The following is a 17,436-nucleotide window of genomic DNA, read 5'->3' as shown; positions in this document are numbered from 1 at the left end:
GCATGGCATGGGCGTCATCTTTAGGGTGAGAGTCCCGAACGGGGGCTGGCGAGCGCCTACCGTTAGCCAAGGGCAAGGGCGTCCGCCGCGAGGCGGAATCTGAAGGATGCCGGAGGCAAAAGCACGGGCCAAGGTACACGAGCCCAATTTGAGGCAGTGTTAGTCGGATGAGCCTCCACACCAAGGCAAAATCCAAAGCCGCCAAGGGCTGACGCTGTAGACTTGGGTAGTCGCGGGAAAGGAGAGAGGAAACCGATGCGTTCGCGCGAAGAGCACAGACAGCCGAAGATCTCGCAAGAGAGCTTCCGGCAAAGAGCAGCGGTGAAGCCGCAAGGGTATGCCGAAGCGCCGAGTTCTTCGCCGGCACAAGTCGCCCCTTCCTCTCGCGAAGACCAGAACGTATTTTTTGAATCGCCCGGACGAACTAACGGCATCCCATCTTGCAGCGAACAAATTAACTTCGCCTTTTCGTCACGCAAACACCCCGATATGGTTATATTTCAAATGCTGTTCGCCGGCCGCTAATTGAATGGACACCTTGTCGTTCAACTGAAAGTGAAGCGGAGAGCAAATTTCCCATTGTCCGTCCTCGCAACGAATATGATAAATAAATTCCCTGCCCTGAAACTGCACGTTCATCACCTTGCCCTGAATACTTGTCTGATTGGGCGGGCCCAGCAGCAATTGATCCGGTCTTGCCGGATATAGACCGCGCGATTTAAAATAGCTTGCCACACGGCTGCCGCTCCATTGCACGGTACCGTCGGAGCCTGCCGGTACGAACGTATCGTTATGCCACCGGCCTCGGATGAGATTGGCTTTGGATACGAATTTGGCGACAAATTCCGTTTGCGGCCGCAGATAAATATCTTGCGGCGTCCCGACTTGTTCGATATTCCCGTCCTTCATGACGACAATCCGGTCCGCCATCGCCAAGGCCTCGCCTTGGTCGTGCGTTACATACACGACAGCCGTTCCGGTTTGTCTGTGGACGGACTGGATTTCACGGCGCATATCCATGCGAAGCATCGCATCCAGACTGCTGAGCGGTTCGTCCATCAACAAAATCGAGGGTTCTGCGGCAATGGCTCTTGCGATAGCGACCCGCTGCTTTTGGCCTCCGGACAGCTCATGCGGCATACGTGAACCGTGCTCCGGCAAGCCGACCATTTGCAGGACGCTGGCGATCCGGTGCTGCTCATTTTTCCGGATATGGGATGGTGTCTCCTTGTGATGACGGATGGGAAAACGGACGTGCTCCGCCACGTTCATGTGCGGCCACAGGGCAAAGGCTTGAAAAACCATCCCGATTCTTCTTTTTTCCGGTGGCAGGCTGTAGCCCGGCTTTGCCACGAGTGTCTGATTCATGTAGATTTCTCCGGTCGAAGGCTGTTCAAAGCCTGCGAGCAGCCGCAGGAGTGTCGTCTTCCCGCAGCCGGAAGGGCCCAGAATCGCGAGGAATTCGCCTTTGTCTATCGTTAAATTTAAAGATTTCAGGGCCTGAAAGCTGCCGAACGCTTTGCTGACTTCGATGAATTGAATGCTCATGGCTGCTGAACTCCTTTTTTGGATTGACGCTTGTTCAGCGTGTGCAGAACCGCCATTCCCACAATGATCATGATGACAATCAAGCTGGACAGGGCGGTTGAGTACAGCGTATCGCCGGCCTGCTCAAAGCTGAATATGGTCACCCCGATGGTTTGAGAGCCTGTCGACCATAACAATGCAGACACGGTAAGCTCGGTAAAAGCCGTCAAAAAGACAAGAAACGCGCCGCTAAGCAGTCCCGGAAGCAGAAGCGGCAGCAGGATGGAAGTCCATTTTTTCCAGAAACCGGCGCCAAAAATGCGGGCCGCTTCTTCCATCGAAACATCGATTTGCATAAAGGAAGCGATCCCCGCCCTCACCTGCAAAATGAGAAAACGGCACACATAAGCGATAAACAAAATGCGGATCGAGCCGTAAATGCCGGGATTCCATCCGGGAATCGGCTCCATCCAGGCAAAAATCATGGCTAAACCAAATACAATTCCGGGCAGTGTGTAAGGTACGGCGACCGCCAACTCTGCCGATTTGGTTATCCATGAAGGCTTGCGCACCCGGGCATAAGCAAGCAGAGAGCCGAGCACCAGGCAGACGGCCAGTGTTGTTACGGAAAGCATCAGGCTGTTTTGAATCGATTGCCATACTTTTGGATTTTCAAACAGAATGTATCTGTAGTTGGAGAGCGTCAAATTGGCCGGATGAAAAGGAAGCCCGTATGCTTTTTTCAAGGAAGTGGCGACCATGGAAACCAATGGGACAACCGTTATCATGGCGAGAAAAGCCCAAACGGCGGCAGTTATCCATGTCCGGTGCTTTCCAAGCGAGTAGCGCGGATGGTTATCGATCATAACGGTATCCGCCGTTTTGATTTTTCTGACGGCAAGCCATTGCAGAAGGGTGACAATGACGGCGATCATTCCCAGCATAACGGATAATACCGCTCCTCTTGCAAAGGCGGAGGGGCCAAAGCCGACGATTTCCTCATAAATCAGCGTGCTTAATACGGATATGTTTTTCGGAATGCCGAGAAAAGCCGGGATTCCGAAATTGTCCAAAGAGGATAAGAATACAAGCAGTCCTCCCGCCGTCAATCCGGGTAAGGCCAAGGGAAGCGTGATCAGACAAAATGTCTTTAGCTTTCCCGCGCCGCCGGCCCTTGTCGCCCACTCCAAATCACGGGGAATTTTCTTCAGCACGTCAACGGTCAAAAGATAAACCAGGGGAAAATGATGAATGCCCATGACGAAAATAATTCCGCCGTAGCTGTACATGCTCCATGGCTTGGCATTGGGGTTAAACCATTGCAGTACATGTGCGGCGATCCCCTGGGTGCCCATGAAGGAAGACCAGGATAACGTCAACACGTAGGAAGGAAGTATAAAGGAAAGCATCATTGCCATATGCAGTGCTTTTTTATGTCTTAGGTCGGTGTAAGCCATCACCCATGCGGCTAGGACGCCTAACAGCATAGATACCGAAGAGGAACCTGCTACGATAATAAACGTATCCTTCAACGTCTTCCATAACCGTTCCTGCCGTAAAATATCCGCATAATGTTCCAGCGAAAAACCGGTGCTGCTCTGCGCGCTTAACCCTATTAATTTTGCTATAGGCACGATAAAGAACACGAGAAGAGAAAGAATGGCCAGCAGAACAGCCGCTCGTTTAGTAAGTGAAAGGAAGGAAGAGAGGAGGGGGGAGGGTTCCCCGATTTCCTCCCTTGCCAGCTGAACGTTTTTCGAATCGATCATGATGGATAATCTCCGCTTCTTATTGTCCGAACAATTCTGTAAACTGTTTTTTATCCGAGTCGCGGTCGTTGGTCAATTGGGAAATATCCGAGGAGATGACTTTAAGTTCGGAGATGCTCTTTAATCCTTGCGGCGCCGGAATGCCTTCGCGAATCGGCGTGTATCCGATATCGGAGGCTAATTTTTGGCCTTCCTCGGACAGAACGAAATCGACGAAAGCTTTGGCCGCCTTTTCGTTTGCCGTTTGTTTCATAATTCCGATCGGTTCGGTAATCACAGGTACACCTTCCGCGGGGTAGATCAAATCGACGGGAGCACCCTTGGCCTTCTCGCGGGCTACAAGATAATCAACGACCATGCCGTACGATTTTTCACCGCTCGCTACGGCGTTCAGAACGGCTCCATTCCCTTTGACAACGGCAATGTTGTTTGCTTTCAAGCCTTTGAAATAATCCCATCCGAATCCTTCGGTGCGGGTAAAGACGCCCACATTATATGCGGCGGCGCCGGAATAGAGCGGACTTGGCATGATGCCGGCATCCCTGGTCTCGGCGGCAGCCAGCGCTTTCCAAGAGGTCGGCGGGGTTGCTGCCTTTTGTGTATTGATCGCAAGCACGGTGGCCATGACCTTCGTGCCGGAATACATTCCATCCGGATCTGTAAAATCCTTTGGAATTTTAGATAATTCCGGCGATTTGTAGAATAACAGCAGATCCTGCTTCTTTAAGCCTTCGAAGGTTACGGAATCGGCCAGCAAAAGTACGTCCGCCTGCACTTTTCCGGCTTGGTTTTCCGCCGCAATTTTGGCGGTCACTTCTTCCGTTCCGGACCGGAAGCTTGTGACTTGAACATCAGGGTATTTCTTGTTGAATTCGGCAATCAGCTTGGTCACATCGCCTTCCGGCTGGGAAGTATAGAACGACAGCTTTCCGGAAACCGGGTTGGTTGCTTCCGGAACCGGCTCTGTTTGCGGAGTGGCTTGCGCTCCTTGCGCAGAGGAAGGCTGTCCGCTTGTGCCGCAGCCGCCGGAGATCAGTAATGCCGCCAAACTCATGATCAAGAATCCTTTTTTCATCTGACTCTCTCCCACACTTTTTTTATATATTATAAATAGCATTTGTCAGAAGGCTGTTAACGGAGATGTATAACATTGTTAACTTGAAATAAAAAAGATTTAAAGAGACAAGGGGCGGAATTGATCGTGAAGCCATCATCTTCAACAATTTATGGGAGTTATTGGTGTTTACGCAGGTGTACAGCTGGAGAGGTCATCGTTCAAGTTTTTGTACAGCGGTTGAATAATTAGCGGAGGCAATCCGTCGGTGGCGGACGTCCCGGGGGAACTTGTCCGGAGGTTCTGTGTGGGCCTTACGGCATAGCTTGCTCGTTTATTATAAGAGGGAAAAGAGACAGGTGGCGGTTTCCCAAAGATGGGCCGCGGCTGTGCGGTTCGACATTCGGAACGCAGCGTTGCCGGGGAAATTCAGGAATCCGATGACCCGCGTGTCAGCTCGGATTCCGCATCCCATCTTATGGCTTTCTATCTGTTAATTTCCTAAGGGGAATATTGACCGGGAAATATCATCCGGAGCATCATATGGCGGGTGCGGGCATCGGGCCCGCGCTCTTCCGTTCTCCGATATGAATGAGTCTCTAGGCTTTTGCTCCTCCGGTCAGCCTGCTTACGATTTCCAATACTGCGGCCCGGTTCAGCTTGCTTTCACCGGCGCTCAGAGCCTGGACGGTAGCATGGGCTAGTGCCAGCGGAATACTGCAAAAATTGAGAATCGGGCCGGGCTGAATATCTGCGATATACTCATCGGCCAGTTTCAGATTGCGCTTGGTATAGACGAACATTTCATCCATGCCCCAATGATCGGGGAAAAAGTTCACGCCTCTGGTGGAATCCTCAATACGGTTGCGAAGAATATTTACAGCCTGAAGGCCGCGGCCGAAGGCTACCGATTTGGCGCGATCCGTTTCGGTACCGTCATACCACATCCACAGGTCGGAAAGAAGTTCCCCAACCGCTCCGGCCACGCAGTATGTGTAGTAATCCAAATCCTCTTCCGTTCGTATATTCCAATCTCTGCCCACCCACTCGGCCATTTGCTCCGACATGGTCGCCGTACCTTGCAGGACGCGCGGCGCAATAGAAGGCGGGCACAGACTTACCCAATCGCTAATACGCAGAGTAACATCATCTAAAGTATGACGATATGGAGAGAAAAGAGACTCCAGCTCGGTAGGCTCATGCAGGTGTTTGCTTATCCCGAGCAGCAGCTTGATTTTCACATCAGGGGCCATCTCCGGATGGTCTTCGATCTCATCAATCGCCCGCATACATAAATAAGCAGAGGCTACCGCTTCCTTTAAACCGGGAACCAAACCGCTGATCGGTATGTAAAAGGTCCGGCTGGTTGCCGCCAGCATCTCCATGGCATCAGTCATTAAATCATTCGTCTTGTTCACGAACTACCCTCCAAAAAATCTAGTCTCTTTTCCTTAGTCTGAACCTGTTCATCCATTCCTAAGTCATGCTTGCCAAGTTCTATATTACTACTTTTTGACGAATTCTGAAACAAGCCATCTGCTGAATCGAAAATAAAGGCGGGCTGCAGGGCGTCGGTAAGGTGTTAAAAGGGTTTCGGTACCGCATTGAAGCGGATGGATTCCGCTGCTGTAAAAAAAATATTGACTGTCTGTGAGCGGGGTGATATATTAGTGTCAACATATTAATCCGAGTTAGTCAATAAGAATTGTTTATTATATGACAACATCAGTAAGTCCACCCGACACAGAGGCGACTTCACCTTTTTAGGTTGTTACTAAAAAGGTAGGAAGTCGCTTTGTTTTTATCAACACGATTTTAAACCAGGAGAGGATGGAATATGACAGAACGCAAGTTCACAACCGCCTGGCAGCCCTGGGTACTGCCGGTTCTTATATTGGCCGTATGGCAAGTGCTCGGCGTCACAGGATTTCTTTCACAGCGCATCCTTCCGACTCCGCTTGAGGTAGTGGAGGCGCTGATCGAGGTCGTGCTGGACGGAACGCTGCTGGAATATGTAGGTTCCAGCACCCAGAGGGCTTTTCTGGGATTTATCATCGGCGGAAGCATTGCTTTCCTTATCGGTTTGTTGAACGGGCTGTTTCCGGTGGCGGAACGGTTTATCGATACAACCGTCCAGATGCTCCGCACCATTCCGCATTTGGCTCTTATTCCTTTGGTCATTCTTTGGTTTGGAATTGGTGAAACGTCAAAGCTGTTTCTTGTATCCCTGGGCGTCGCCTTTCCGATCTACCTGAACACCTTTCACGGTATTCGTTCCGTAGATCCGGGGTTAATCGAAATGGGACGCGTTTACGGCTTAAAAGGAGTCTCCTTGTTCACCCATGTCATCCTGCCGGGGGCTCTCTCCCATATTTTGCTTGGCGTGCGGTTTTCTCTAGGCATCATGTGGATCACGCTGATTGTTGCAGAGACGATAGCCGCCGATTCCGGCATTGGCTACATGGCCTCCCATGCCCGCGAGTTCATGCGGATGGATGTCGTCGTCTTGTGTGTCATCTTATATGCACTGCTGGGCAAATGCTCTGATCTTGTAACCAAGTTTCTCGAACGGCGGCTGCTTCAGTGGCACCATAACTTCGCGAATAAAGCGTAGAACAGGAGGAAGAAGCGATGGTCATGAAAGAAATGGGCCGTGTTGTGCCGATCGCCAGAGCGTGGTCATGGAGGCCAAGATCCGCCTGCTCCGCCGGATAGCGGCAGGTTCGCTCATTTGGAATAACGGATGTTAGACCGGCTGTAATTGAAAGAACCAGGGGAGCTGGAAGTTCACTGCGGGCTTTTTTATTCACATAAAAAATCTTATTACAATAAAGGCGGGATTACAATGAGCGGATATGATGTCCATCTTAGTGCTGATGTTTTGGTGATCGGCGGAGGACCGGCCGGCACATGGGCGGCGGTTGCGGCAGCGAAAGAAGGAGCCAAGGTCATACTGGTTGACAAAGGGTACTGCGGAACGAGCGGAGCTACGGCCCCGTCCGGTACAGGCGTGTGGTATGTGAACCCGACGCCTCAGGAGCAGGAGACTGCGATGAAAAGCCGGGAAGCCCTGGGGGGCTATTTGGCCGACCGAGGCTGGATGAAGCGGGTGCTTGATCGTACGTATATCAATATGAATCAAGTTGCGGATTGGGGGTACCCGTTCCCTACCGATGACAAGGGAGTTTCCCAGCGCAATAGCCTTCAAGGGCCGGAATATATGAAGCTGATGAGAAAACAGGTGAAGAAGGCAGGGGTGCGAATCCTCGATCACAGCCCGGCGTTAGAGCTTCTTGCCGATGAGCATGGCGTTGCCGGAGCCGTAGGAACCCATATTCAGACGAAGCAGTCGTGGCGTGTCGACGCCGCGGCAGTGATCATCGCTACAGGCGGCTGTGCTTTTCTGAGCAAGGCGCTGGGTACGAATGTACTGACGGGGGACGGGTACCTCATGGCTGGTGAAGCGGGCGCCGATTTTTCAGGAATGGAGTTCTCGACGGCCTACTCTTTGTGCCCTGCGTTCTCCCCGGTGACCAAGTCAGCCTTCTATACCTGGGCTACCTTTTATTATGAAGACGGCCGGGTCATCGAAGGCGCAGGTTCACAGCGCGGCCGTTCGGTCATTGCGCGAACACTGCTCACGCAGCCGGTTTATGCGCGGCTGGATAAAGCGGATGACGAGCTTAAGCGGACGATGCGCAAGGCCCAGCCGAACTTTTTTCTCTCCTTCGACCGGCTTGGCCTTGATCCGTTCACACAGAAGTTTCCTGTCTCGCTAAGATTCGAAGGAACGGTGCGCGGAACGGGCGGGATTCACGTCGTTGATGAAACCTGTGCGACCAAAGTGCCGGGACTGTATGCAGCCGGGGATGCGGCAACGCGTGAATTGATATGCGGAGGGTTTACCGGCGGCGGAAGCCATAATGCAGCTTGGGCTATGTCTTCAGGATATTGGTCGGGCGAGGGGGCGGCTCGCTATGCGCTGAAGCAGGGGATTCACGCTTCCAGGCGCAATGCGCAAAGAGTATCCGAACGGACAGGAGTTGTGACCGTTACAACGGGACAAAAAGGAGCCGCGGATACCCAAGAGATTATTCAGGCTGTCCAGAACGAAGTGTTTCCATACGACCGTAATTGGTTTAGAACGGGAGCTGGCCTGGAGAAGGGACTTCAGCGCCTCAACCATGTCTGGAACGAATTGAAACGCGGGGTACAAACAGACGGCGGCGATATCGTCCGGATCAGGGAGGCGGCAGCGATGACAGCAACGGCCCGCTGGATGTTTGCCAGCGCGAGCGTTCGCCGCGAGACGCGCGGAATGCACCGGCGGGAGGATTATCCGGGTTCCGACCCCAATCAGCATTATCGTTTGATCAGTGGAGGCCTGGACCAACTGTGGGTCAAACCATTATCCGAATATTCGCAATACCCTAAAAAGGAGGCTGCGATCTAGTGATCGAAATTCTGAATAAAGACCGCTGCGTCAACTGCAACCAGTGCGTAACCGTTTGCCCGACGAACGTATTCGATCCGGCAACCGAACCGGACGGCGTCCCTGTCATCGCACGGAAATCCGATTGCCAAAGCTGCTTTATGTGCGAATTGTACTGCCCCGCGGATGCTTTATACGTAGCGCCGTTCGCGGAACGGGACGCCGATTTGAATGAATCGGAGCTGATCCATGGCGGTTTGTTGGGGAGCTATCGTAAAAACGTGGGCTGGAATAAAGGAGCCAGATCCACCGCTTCTGAAGACGAATCTTATATTTTATTCAAACGTATGCACAGCCATTAGAAAGAGACAGACAAGGGGTTATCGAAATGAAAATGAAACCATTCCGTAAACAATGGACTTTTACATTGCTTCTTACTGCCGTATTTGCTTTTGCCCTTGTTGGATGCGGAACTTCCGGCACCAAAGCGCCGGAAGCGCCCGAGGCAGGCGGAACCTCCGGTCAAGCTTCAACGAAGGAATCCGGGACCTCGCTCGAACCGACGCTGCGTATCGGTTATATTTCTCCAAATAACAAGGGAACCATTACCGGGGTGGAAGGCTGGGCGCAGAAAAAAGGATATCTGGAATCGGAATTAAAAAAACACGGTGTGACCGAGATTACCATTAAATCATTTCCGAACGGACCGAACCTGAACGAAGCCCTTGCTTCTGGAGCACTGGATGTAGGCATTTATGGGGATACGCCTGCGATTAATGCCCGTTCCGTCGGGCTGAAGACCAAGCTGATTAATATTAGTCAATCCGGCATGAATGCCTGGCTTGTAGCCAAGAAGGATGGCCCTCAAACCGTGGAAGATCTGAAAGGCAAGAAAATCGCTACCGCCGACGGTTCATATATGAGCCGTTATGTCAGAGGCCTGCTTCTTGAGAAAGGGCTGGATAAAGATATCAAGGTCGTTCATTTGCTTCCGGCGGACGCCGAAGCGGCGTTGGCCCGCGGCGATATTGAAGCCTATGCTTATCCGACAGGCTTTGGTCCGCTGGTCATCAGCAAAGGCTACAAAGCGATTGATGAAGCGAAGAACCATCCGGATCTTCGCGGTTCCAGCGTCAGTGTTGTCAGCGAGGACTATCTTTCGAGAAACCCTGAATTCGTCAAAGTGTGGAACGGGATTCGCCAAAGGGCGGCGAAAGAAGTTCAGTCGAACGCCGAAGAGTTTTACCAGCTTTATGCCGAATCGTCCGGTTATCCGGTCGACGTTGTGAAAGCCTCCTTTGACATTGGCGAATGGCCTGTGGAGGATTTGCCCGAGGATGGCTTGAAGCTGCTTGAAGGCACCAAAAAATATTTGTTCGATAATGGGATTATCAAGAAGGATTTTGATCTTCAGGATTGGATTTACAAGCCCTGAATAAGCCTTCCGTTCCTTTGGTTAGCGGGGTGGAATAGCATTGCAGCGTGACGATGAACTGCCAAATCTTGATGAATAGTAAAGCCTGCGCTTGGTCAGATTATGAAGGATAACTACCAAGGAGGAATTTACCGATGGCCCTTGAAGTCAAGGCGAACGAATTTTTAACGGCAGTCCAACATCGCCGGAGCATTTATGGCATTAGCAAAGCGTCTCCCGTACCCGATGTACGTATTCAGGAAATCGTGAATGAAGCGGTAAAACATACGCCCTCCGCGTTCAACAGCCAAAGTGCCCGCGTTGTCGTATTGTTCGGTGACCATCATAACAGGCTTTGGGACATCACGAAGGAAGCGCTGCGCAAAATCGTGACCGGAGACTTCTCGGCAACCGAGCAGCGGATCAACGGGTTCCGCAACGGATATGGAACCGTCCTTTTCTTCGAGGACCAGACCGTCATCGATTCGCTGCAAAATCAGTTTCCAACCTATAAAGACAACTTTCCGCTCTGGTCTCACCAGTCATCAGGTATGCTTCAATTCGTGATCTGGACCGCCCTGGATGCGGAAGGCCTCGGCGCCAGTCTGCAGCACTATAATCCCTTGATTGACGGGGATGTCAAACAAACATGGACTATTCCGCAGCAATGGAATCTTATTGCACAACTGCCTTTCGGCAAGAAAACGGCGGAACCGGGAGATAAGGAATTCCAGCCGCTGACAGCGCGCGTCCGTTTCGTGAAATAAACCGCTCCTATCCGCTGTAGATTCATTCCCCTTGAGGTATCCAAGAAGGACATCGGCCAGAACGATGCGATTCGGTTGCCTGAAGGGGATTTTTGTGTTTGGTTTTTCAAGGAAAATCAAGCGTTTACAACGAATGAACCCTGTGATAATGTTGAACTATCGTTTCCAATTGCTTTCATCTGTTTCAAAGCATTGGTATGAATGTATTGATGCCGCCATCATAAATGAAGTTATAAAGGATGAAGAGGTGTAATCGATATGAACTCGATTCGAAACATTTATTGTGTCGGACGCAATTACGCTTTACATGCAAAGGAATTACAAAATGAAGTCCCCACAGCCCCTTTTCTGTTTTCCAAACCTACGCACGCACTCGCAGAAGCGAAGGGACAGGAGGTCATTCTGCCGGGGGATCGCGGATCCATTCATTTTGAAGTCGAGTTGGTCATTCGGATAGGCAGACCCTATGAAAAAGGCATCAAAGTAGACGATATTGTGGACGGCATGGCTGTCGGCATCGACTTTACTTTGCGCGATGTCCAAAACGAGCTGAAGAAAAAAAGCTATCCTTGGCTCTTGGCCAAGGGCTTTCCCAATTCTGCGGTGCTGACTAAATTTATTGCTTTCCCGGGTGTAGAAGGGTGTAAAACTACCAATTTTGCTCTCTTGAAGAATGGGGAGCAGGTTCAGGTCGGCAATATTCAAAATATGATTTTTGATCTGCAGACGCTCGTCGATTATTCTGCGCTTCATTTTGGACTTGGTGAAGGGGATATTATTTTTACCGGGACCCCGGAGGGAGTAGGGCCTGTTTCCGACGGCGACCGGCTGGCTCTATTATGGGGAGAACAAACGCTCGGCGATTGTACGATTAAACTGTCTTAAAGCATTGGAGCAGCAATTCACAAAACCCTGATAAGGAGAAAAAAGAACATGATAAAAAAAGCGGAGCATGTAGCGATTATCGTTACCGATCTGGAAAGGTCCATCGCGTATTACAGGGATATGTTCGGATATAAGCTGCGGCTCAAAGGACAAAACCCTGTACGGGAAATGGCTTTCCTATATCACGAAAATCAGCCGGGCTTTGAGATCGAGTTGATTCAGGATCGCGAGCCGCAGGGGGATTACTCCGTTAAGGGAATCGTCAATCATTTGGCTTTTACGGTGGACAATATGGAAGAAGCGATGAACTATTACCGCCAAAAAGGCATTCAATTCAACAGCGAACAACCTCAACCTGCTCCAGACGGGGGAAAGACCATTTTCTTCTACGGACCGGATCGTGAGCTGCTTCAATTTGTTCAGCGGAACACAGGCACGGGAGTGGAAGGGTAGGTCTTGAAAGATTGATCAATTTCATTTTATTGGGGAGGTAACGGTAATGGCGACTCATACAGAAACTATTGTTAGGATAGTCCAAGCCGCAAATCAATTCAAATCTTCTATTGTATTAAAGTATAATAATAAATTTGTCGATGCCAAAAGCCTTCTCGGATTGTATACCACCCTTACGGATTCCGGAGAACATGAGCTTCATGTCCACGGTCCGGATGAGGAAGAAGCGAAGGCCGCCATGCTTGAAGTGCTTGGGGAACATGGGCTGCGGGTGAAGCTTGTTGAATAATAAAATAATCAGTCCATGAATAATGATATAGAAGCCGACCAGTTTATATTGCTGGCCGGCTTTTCAGGATATAAAGGCATGGCGCGTATCATAAAACTTTCGTTTGCATGAGGAGGGATTCATTTGTGAAAACGAATACATCTTATGGCGATTCCGGCTTCAGTCATTTCATACGAATGGCGTTTCAGCGGCATCTGGGTTATGACGAACAGGATTTTGACAAACCGGTCATTGGCATTTGCAATACCTTTAGTGAGATTAACCGGTGTCACAGTCACATCCAGCCTATGGTGGATGCAATAAAGCAAGGTGTCATTATGGCCGGGGGGATTCCGCTTGAGTTCCCTACGATTTCGATAGGAGAAATGTTTACGAGTCCGACGACCATGCTTTATCGGAACTTGGCGGCCATGGATACCGAGGAGATGATCACGGCTCAGCCTATTGACGGAGTAGTGCTGATCGGCGGATGCGATAAAATGACTCCCGCCCAGCTGATGGGAGCCGCCAGTGCCAATAAGCCCGCCATTATGTTTACCGGCGGTCCGATGAACAATGGAGAGTATAATGGAAAAACGCTTGGCGCCTGCTCGGATTGCCGGTTCTTTTGGCAGGAGTATAAAGCCGGAACCGTCAGTGAAGAAGAGATCAATGAAATCAATGCACAGCTTGCTCCGACAGCGGGACACTGTATGGTGATGGGATCGGCAAGCACCATGGCGGCCTGTTCCGAGGCGCTCGGAATGATGCTGCCGGGTGGAGCGGCGGCCCCGGCCACCGTCCATGAGCGGATGAGACTTGCCAAGGAAACCGGTAAGGCGATTGTCCGGCTCGTCCAAGAGCATATCCGGCCATCGGATATCATGACGGAAAAAGCTTTCGATAATGCCATTCGTACCCTGATGGCTGTCGGGGGATCTTCCAATGCCGTTATTCATTTGATCGCGATCGCCAGAAGGCTGGGGATCGGACTTACATTGGACCGTTTTGAAGCGTTGAGTCAAACCACGCCGTTTATCGCCAATTTAAGACCGGCAGGCGAGTATCAAATGCAGGATTTTTATTATGCCGGCGGGGTTCCGGCAGTCCTGAAAGAATTGTCTCCTCTTTTGCATCTGGATGAATTGACGGTTACCGGAAAAACGCTTAAGGACAATCTGAAGGATGTACAGTCGAAGCCTCACTATAGTCATATTATCAAGTCTTTGAAGGCGCCATTACATCCTAACGGCGGAATTGCCGTGCTGCGGGGGAATCTGGCTCCCGACGGAGCGATCATCAAGCCGAAGGCTGTGATCGACAAGAAGCTGCTGAAGCATAAGGGTCAGGCTGTCGTCTTTACATCCATCGAGGATATGGAACAGCGCATCCATGATCCGGATTTAGAGGTGACTCCGGATAGCATCCTTGTGCTTCAACATGCCGGTCCTGTAGGGGCGCCGGGTATGCCGGAGGCGGGGATGCTTCCTATCCCTCAGAAATTGCTCAAACAAGGCGTCAGAGACATGCTGAGGCTGTCGGATTGCAGAATGAGCGGTACGGCATTTGGCACGGTGGTTCTCCACATTGCACCGGAAGCGGCGGTAGGCGGGCCTATCGGGCTGGTGAAGGATGGAGATTGGATCGAGCTGGACGCGGAAAGAGGATCTCTCGAGCTGCTTGTTTCAGAAGAAGAGCTGACCAGGAGAAAAGAAAGCTGGAGTCCGCCGCAATTTACAGATACGGGTTATAAGTGGTTGTATCGACGGCATGTTCTTCAAGCGGATCAAGGCTGCGATTTTGACTTTCATTTTCCGAGGGAAAGGGTAGGGGGTTGAAGGACAACGTCTGACTTCCGGCTGCGGAGTTATACAGCAAGCATATCATCATGATACAAATTATATATTGTACAATTTTTCTGAATAAAGGTACGATAGGATTATCAAAAAATGGCAGGAGGTTTTGTATATGTCTAAAACTGCACAGCCAGGAAATTTATCCATCGGTACCTTGAATGAAAATTGGACGGGGGATGCCCGGTTCTATGAATATAGTACCGCGGCGGACCCGATTGGAAGCGGTATCATCAGTCCGATACCCGTCAAAGAATTCCCTCCCGACTTGCATAACTCAGGCGCAACCCGTATCGTTAAGCTGGATCTTTCCAGCGAATTGAGAACGGAATATCCGGCAACGAGTCCGTCGCTTCTCGCCCATTTCATTCGAATCAATGCTGGAGATTCCATCACGACACACCCCAACGCAACCAGTGAATTATACTATGTGATTTCGGGTGCCGGCAGAACGGAGTTAAACGGGAAGACGATCAGCTGGAAGAAAGGCGATTTCATGACGCTTCCTTCCGGATCGAACAGCCGGCATACCGCGACGGAAGATACGACGATCTATTACATTCTCGATACCCCGCTTCTCGATTATCTTGGGGCTAAAGCGACGGAACCGCGATTCACGCCGGTCCTCTTTACGGCGGAAGAAGCCAATGCCAAATTGAAAGAAGTGACTGATGCACCGGACGCGCATGAAAAGAACCGGATTTCCATTTTGTTAAACAACCGGAAATTTGACCAGACTTTAACGATTACGCATGTGCTTTGGGCCATGTTTGGCATCGTTCCCGTGGGAGCCAATCAGGCTCCGCACAGTCATAAGTCGGTGGCTCTCGACTTCGTAGCTTATGCCGCCCCGGGGACGTATACGCTGGTCGGCGATAAGATTGACCCCGTTACCGCCAAGATCATCGATCCCGTTCGTGTGGATTGGGAAACAGGAAAGGCTTTCGTGACGCCTCCGGGATTATGGCATTCCCATCACAATGAATCCGGGGAGCCCGCCTATATCATCCCGATCCAGGACGCCGGTCTTCAAACCTACCTTCGCACCCTGGATATCCAATTTACCTTTTACGATCAAGAGGAAGAGAAACCCCTTCCGTGAATCCTCTATAACAGGAACAGACAGGAGCAGCGGGCATGAGGGTGGCCAAGTTTTGTGAACGGAACATCAAATCGGCAGGGAGCGGCGAAGCCATAGACATGCTTCAACGGGATTACCGGGATGAGGTGAGCGTTGCCGTCGTCGATTGCTTCAGACGTTGTTTACAATGCAGAGAGAAGCCCTTTTGCCGGATTCAATTAACAACCATTGAAGCCAATGATGCGAAAGCCTTGGTGGAAAAAATTATCCAAACGGCTCGGAGGGAAACCCGGTAAAAAGGGTTTTCCTCCATTGATCGTATTGACTTGGTTGAAGCCGTTTATCAATCTGCTTAGGAAGTCAAATTTTAAAATAAGGAGGGAGAGGACCCTATGATTTTTCCGTTGGAGAATCATCATCCCGAGTTGGATTCAACCGTGTATATTGCCCCTGGAGCGCAGTTGATCGGGAATATCAAGATAGGTAAAGAGTCCAGCGTATGGTTTAATGCGGTGATCAGGGGAGACAACGCCCCCATTGTCATTGGAGAAAGGTCCAATATTCAGGACGGGAGCATTCTCCATGTAGACGCCAATGTTCCCCTTAACGTGGGTAATGAAGTCACTGTTGGCCACAACGTCATCCTGCACGGATGTACGATTAAAGATGGCGCATTGATTGGCATGGGTTCAACGATTATGAACCATGCGGTGATCGGCGAACAAGTCTTGATCGCTGCAAACACCCTGATTACGCAAGGTAAAGTCATCCCTCCAAGAACCTTAGTGATGGGTAATCCGGGTAAAGTTGTACGGGAATTAACGGAGCAGGAGTGGAAGTCATTGCGATCGTCTGCCGAGCACTATGCCGCCCAAAGCAGAAGATATCTGGCAGCAAATATTCAAATTCAAAAATAAAGAATTCAACCCGTTTCCATCGCGATCTTGATAAATGCCTTCACCAAAGGGGATTGATCGTTCCGTCGCCACGACACACCCATGGAAGCTGCAGGAAATTGATTGTTGAGATCAATGTATTCCACGTCCTGAGTATGCAAATTCATGGCCGATTGGGGAACTACGGCGATCCCCATACCCGCTGCGACTAAACCGATCACGGTTTGAAACTCAAAAGCTTCCTGCTGGATGGTAGGGCTGCATAAACCCAGAATTTCATCATAAAGACCTGCCCACGTTTTTCTGGATAACATGACAAAGGGGTAGGGGGCGAGATCGGTAAGTGAAATGTCTTTTTTATTCACCAGCGGATGCTGCTTTGGCACGGCCAACACACAGGGGACGGACGAAACGATTTCGGTACGTATGTTTTCGTCATGAACGGGCGGTCTTAACACCCCTACATCGATTTCATCTTCTCGCAGCGCTTCGATTTGCTTAGGTGTCGGCAATTCAAGAAGATGCACTTGGACATCCGGGTACAGACTGCGGAACTCCCGCAGAACCATGGGGAGAATGTCGTAAGTGGCAGAACCGACAAAGCCAACCGTTAGCTTGCCGATTTCACCGTGATGGGTACGTTTCGTATTTTCTATGGCACGCCGCAGGTAGTCCAGCATTTTGCGAACCTCGTCTGCAAAGACTTTCCCGGCATCAGTTAATTCCACATGCCGATTATTTCGGTAAAATAGCAGAACGCCTAATTCCCTCTCCAAATGTTGAATTTGTAAGCTCAAGGGTGGCTGCGTGATTTGAAGACGTTCCGCCGCGCGACTGAAATTCAGCTCTTCGGCTACAGTAAGAAAATATTGCAATTGCCGGAGCTCCACGGAGATCCCCTCCTGTCCAATGATGCAGAAAACAAATGATTCTTATAAAAATCATGACCTATGCAGTTCGTGGTAAGACCTGGTAAAGTTCTGGTCTGGGTGTAACCCAAAGAAGCATTAAATAATGCTCTGGCCAAAACAATTCAA

General features: G+C 50.6%; 18 protein-coding genes. 13 read left to right on the top strand and 5 right to left on the bottom strand.

Features of this window, described 5'->3' with window-relative positions:
- The first annotated feature begins 255 nt into the window (after nucleotides 1–255).
- Nucleotides 256–525 carry a hypothetical protein gene (locus tag BLT35_RS27535; RefSeq protein ID WP_074727969.1) on the top strand — a complete coding sequence of 90 codons (270 nt, stop codon included), beginning with the start codon at nucleotides 256–258 and terminating at the stop codon, nucleotides 523–525.
- On the opposite strand, the gene BLT35_RS11040 is transcribed toward BLT35_RS27535, so the two are convergent.
- The 4 genes from BLT35_RS11040 to BLT35_RS11025 all read right to left on the bottom strand — a co-directional run bounded on the left by BLT35_RS11040 (nucleotide 472) and on the right by BLT35_RS11025 (nucleotide 5,735).
- Complete coding sequence (locus BLT35_RS11040; RefSeq protein ID WP_074727967.1) at nucleotides 472–1,548, bottom strand: ABC transporter ATP-binding protein; 1,077 nt, start codon at nucleotides 1,546–1,548, stop codon at nucleotides 472–474. The two genes, BLT35_RS27535 and BLT35_RS11040, sit on opposite strands and share 54 nt — an antisense overlap.
- Nucleotides 1,545–3,296 carry an ABC transporter permease gene (locus tag BLT35_RS11035; protein ID WP_074727965.1) on the bottom strand — a complete coding sequence of 584 codons (1,752 nt, stop codon included), beginning with the start codon at nucleotides 3,294–3,296 and terminating at the stop codon, nucleotides 1,545–1,547. Before BLT35_RS11035 ends, BLT35_RS11040 begins: the two co-directional genes overlap by 4 nt.
- A gap of 19 nt (nucleotides 3,297–3,315) precedes the next feature.
- Complete coding sequence (locus BLT35_RS11030) at nucleotides 3,316–4,371, bottom strand: ABC transporter substrate-binding protein (RefSeq protein ID WP_083351274.1); 1,056 nt, start codon at nucleotides 4,369–4,371, stop codon at nucleotides 3,316–3,318.
- A 578-nt stretch (nucleotides 4,372–4,949) separates the two neighbouring features.
- Nucleotides 4,950–5,735, bottom strand: coding sequence for a squalene/phytoene synthase family protein (locus tag BLT35_RS11025; RefSeq protein WP_062410810.1), 786 nt, complete (start codon nucleotides 5,733–5,735; stop codon nucleotides 4,950–4,952).
- 452 nt (nucleotides 5,736–6,187) lie between these two features.
- On the opposite strand from BLT35_RS11025, the gene BLT35_RS11020 reads away from it, so the two are divergent.
- The 12 genes from BLT35_RS11020 to BLT35_RS10965 all read left to right on the top strand — a co-directional run bounded on the left by BLT35_RS11020 (nucleotide 6,188) and on the right by BLT35_RS10965 (nucleotide 16,420).
- Nucleotides 6,188–6,964, top strand: a complete 777-nt coding sequence (locus BLT35_RS11020; protein WP_062406519.1) for an ABC transporter permease subunit — start codon at nucleotides 6,188–6,190, stop codon at nucleotides 6,962–6,964.
- A gap of 231 nt (nucleotides 6,965–7,195) precedes the next feature.
- Nucleotides 7,196–8,803 carry an FAD-dependent oxidoreductase gene (locus BLT35_RS11015; protein WP_074727961.1) on the top strand — a complete coding sequence of 536 codons (1,608 nt, stop codon included), beginning with the start codon at nucleotides 7,196–7,198 and terminating at the stop codon, nucleotides 8,801–8,803.
- Nucleotides 8,803–9,144: a 4Fe-4S dicluster domain-containing protein gene (locus tag BLT35_RS11010; RefSeq protein ID WP_074727959.1), complete on the top strand. Its 342-nt coding sequence runs from the start codon at nucleotides 8,803–8,805 to the stop codon at nucleotides 9,142–9,144. Before BLT35_RS11015 ends, BLT35_RS11010 begins: the two co-directional genes overlap by 1 nt.
- A 26-nt stretch (nucleotides 9,145–9,170) precedes the next feature.
- A complete protein-coding gene (locus BLT35_RS11005; RefSeq protein WP_083351273.1) occupies nucleotides 9,171–10,217 on the top strand; it encodes an ABC transporter substrate-binding protein in 1,047 nt (348 codons plus the stop codon).
- Between the two features lie 134 nt (nucleotides 10,218–10,351).
- Nucleotides 10,352–10,963: a nitroreductase family protein gene (locus tag BLT35_RS11000; RefSeq protein WP_054819273.1), complete on the top strand. Its 612-nt coding sequence runs from the start codon at nucleotides 10,352–10,354 to the stop codon at nucleotides 10,961–10,963.
- Nucleotides 10,964–11,221: 258 nt separating this feature from the next.
- Nucleotides 11,222–11,848, top strand: a complete 627-nt coding sequence (locus BLT35_RS10995; RefSeq protein ID WP_062406532.1) for a fumarylacetoacetate hydrolase family protein — start codon at nucleotides 11,222–11,224, stop codon at nucleotides 11,846–11,848.
- Nucleotides 11,849–11,896: 48 nt separating this feature from the next.
- Nucleotides 11,897–12,301, top strand: a complete 405-nt coding sequence (locus tag BLT35_RS10990; protein WP_062406535.1) for a VOC family protein — start codon at nucleotides 11,897–11,899, stop codon at nucleotides 12,299–12,301.
- A gap of 46 nt (nucleotides 12,302–12,347) precedes the next feature.
- Nucleotides 12,348–12,590: an HPr family phosphocarrier protein gene (locus tag BLT35_RS10985; protein WP_054819275.1), complete on the top strand. Its 243-nt coding sequence runs from the start codon at nucleotides 12,348–12,350 to the stop codon at nucleotides 12,588–12,590.
- Between the two features lie 125 nt (nucleotides 12,591–12,715).
- Nucleotides 12,716–14,407 carry a dihydroxy-acid dehydratase gene (locus tag BLT35_RS10980; RefSeq protein WP_249929621.1) on the top strand — a complete coding sequence of 564 codons (1,692 nt, stop codon included), beginning with the start codon at nucleotides 12,716–12,718 and terminating at the stop codon, nucleotides 14,405–14,407.
- A gap of 130 nt (nucleotides 14,408–14,537) precedes the next feature.
- The gene (locus tag BLT35_RS10975) at nucleotides 14,538–15,524 is read left to right on the top strand and encodes a cupin domain-containing protein (protein WP_074727954.1); all 987 of its coding nucleotides are present in this window, start codon (nucleotides 14,538–14,540) and stop codon (nucleotides 15,522–15,524) included.
- Nucleotides 15,525–15,559: 35 nt separating this feature from the next.
- The gene (locus tag BLT35_RS10970) at nucleotides 15,560–15,799 is read left to right on the top strand and encodes a DUF1450 domain-containing protein (protein WP_054819276.1); all 240 of its coding nucleotides are present in this window, start codon (nucleotides 15,560–15,562) and stop codon (nucleotides 15,797–15,799) included.
- A gap of 96 nt (nucleotides 15,800–15,895) precedes the next feature.
- Nucleotides 15,896–16,420 (top strand): gamma carbonic anhydrase family protein, encoded by a 525-nt coding sequence (locus tag BLT35_RS10965; protein ID WP_054819277.1) that lies wholly within the window; start codon nucleotides 15,896–15,898, stop codon nucleotides 16,418–16,420.
- A 5-nt stretch (nucleotides 16,421–16,425) separates the two neighbouring features.
- Here BLT35_RS10965 and BLT35_RS10960 read toward each other — a convergent pair whose 3' ends face one another.
- Nucleotides 16,426–17,289, bottom strand: coding sequence for a LysR family transcriptional regulator (locus BLT35_RS10960; protein WP_074727952.1), 864 nt, complete (start codon nucleotides 17,287–17,289; stop codon nucleotides 16,426–16,428).
- Between the last annotated feature and the right edge of the window lie 147 nt (nucleotides 17,290–17,436).

It is taken from the genome of Paenibacillus naphthalenovorans, assembly GCF_900099895.1.
Classification (GTDB): domain Bacteria; phylum Bacillota; class Bacilli; order Paenibacillales; family NBRC-103111; genus Paenibacillus_G; species Paenibacillus_G naphthalenovorans.
Note: the sequence above shows the minus strand (reverse complement) of the source record. Positions and strands in the feature narration are given on the sequence as shown.